Origin of the sequence: Rhodopirellula maiorica SM1, from assembly GCF_000346295.1 — a bacterium.
In the GTDB taxonomy this organism is placed as follows: domain Bacteria; phylum Planctomycetota; class Planctomycetia; order Pirellulales; family Pirellulaceae; genus Novipirellula; species Novipirellula maiorica.
Genome location: NZ_ANOG01000976.1, coordinates 1 through 1367 on the forward strand (window position 1 = coordinate 1; position 1367 = coordinate 1367).

Here is a 1367-nt window from a genome sequence, read left to right on the forward strand (position 1 = left end):
CCCTACATTACACGCTGTGGTGTATCAACATCGCCCCACATTCCCTGCGTGGTTGCCGTAATGGTTTGCACGTCTGTCGAAATCTTGATTGCAACGAGACTAGCGATAATGCCTGACGCAATCACAAGCAACCAACCACTCGAAGCCGACCAAATTGCCCGCTTAATCATGTGACGTCGCTGTTGCTGCCCGTTCAACCACTGCAACACGCTCGATTCGTGATCGGTGCCGGACGCCATCAACCGCTGCGAAACGGAATCAAGTTTTTTTACCACAGCGCCACCTGACGATAGACTGGCCCGATCACCCAAACGATATAGGAAAATACGAACAGCGTCCCGAAACCAACGATCGCGAACCGTGGCACAAGATGCGTCCACCAATAACGCTGGCGTCGTGCGTGTTCCAGATGAATGGTGGCGAGATAGCGAAGCCGGGCCACCAACACCTCTTTTGCCGCAACCTCGGGAACATCGATCGTTTCCATGCTGACACGAGAGAGCATCGATACGATCTCGGGGCTATTCATACTCGGATTGGAAATGGATGCAAATGAATTTGCTCCTGAGAGTGCCGCCGCATTCTGGATCGCGACGTCGTCCGGAACGTCCAACGCAATCTGGTCCGCCAACGATTCACAAAACAAACCGAGCCGCACACTTTTGGGAAACGGAACGCGACTGCGAAAATAGAGGGCCGCGACAATGACTAGTGTGACAAACCCCAATACGGGCCACACCCAAAATGCGGACAGCCATTCACTAAAATGCACCACCGGATCAGGCCAACAAATATCGGGCGTTCTTTCATCGAGCACCAATCGCGTCGTAAACAGAACGAGTACGGCATAGGCCAGCACAACTAACATCACCGGATACACCCACGCCAATCGGATATTGCGTCGGTAGTCCGCTTGTTTTCGTAGCAACCGAGCAAGACGATCCAACAGCCGGGCGTCACCGGTTTGCTCGCACGCGTTCACACACGCGGCCATCTGCGAACGATTCGGCAATGCGGGGCCATCTAATGCAGCCGAGATGGTTTGTCCTTGTTCGAGTTTTTTCGCAATACCACCCGCCACCCGGCCCACTCGCCCCAGCCGACTACGTTCTAACCGGCGAAGCGCGTCGGCCACCGATACATCGCGACGCATCGCGCTGGCAATTTCCTCCAGCAGAGCGGCGAGTTGAAGCTGAGAGAGTTTTGCCACGGGGAATTTCGCCGCATTCACAGACAAATGGAGGAGGATTAAGTGCCATTACCATAAGCATCTTATCTTGGCAAAGCAAGCACGCGTGAGGAGTGAGGAGTGAGGAGTGAGGAGTGAGGAGTGAGGAGCGGGGAGTGAGGAGTGAGGAGTGAGGAGC

Annotated in this window: 2 protein-coding genes; both read right to left on the bottom strand. The window is 54.7% G+C overall.

Annotated features, from left to right (window positions below; translation table 11 throughout):
• Window positions 1-2 precede the first annotated feature (2 nt).
• Entirely contained in the window at window positions 3-275 is a 273-nt protein-coding gene (locus RMSM_RS31540; protein WP_040770554.1) for a hypothetical protein, read from the bottom strand.
• Window positions 269-1210, bottom strand: coding sequence for a type II secretion system F family protein (locus tag RMSM_RS31545; RefSeq protein WP_040770555.1), 942 nt, complete (start codon window positions 1208-1210; stop codon window positions 269-271). The genes RMSM_RS31540 and RMSM_RS31545 overlap by 7 nt, the downstream gene beginning before the upstream one ends.
• Window positions 1211-1367: the final 157 nt, after the last annotated feature.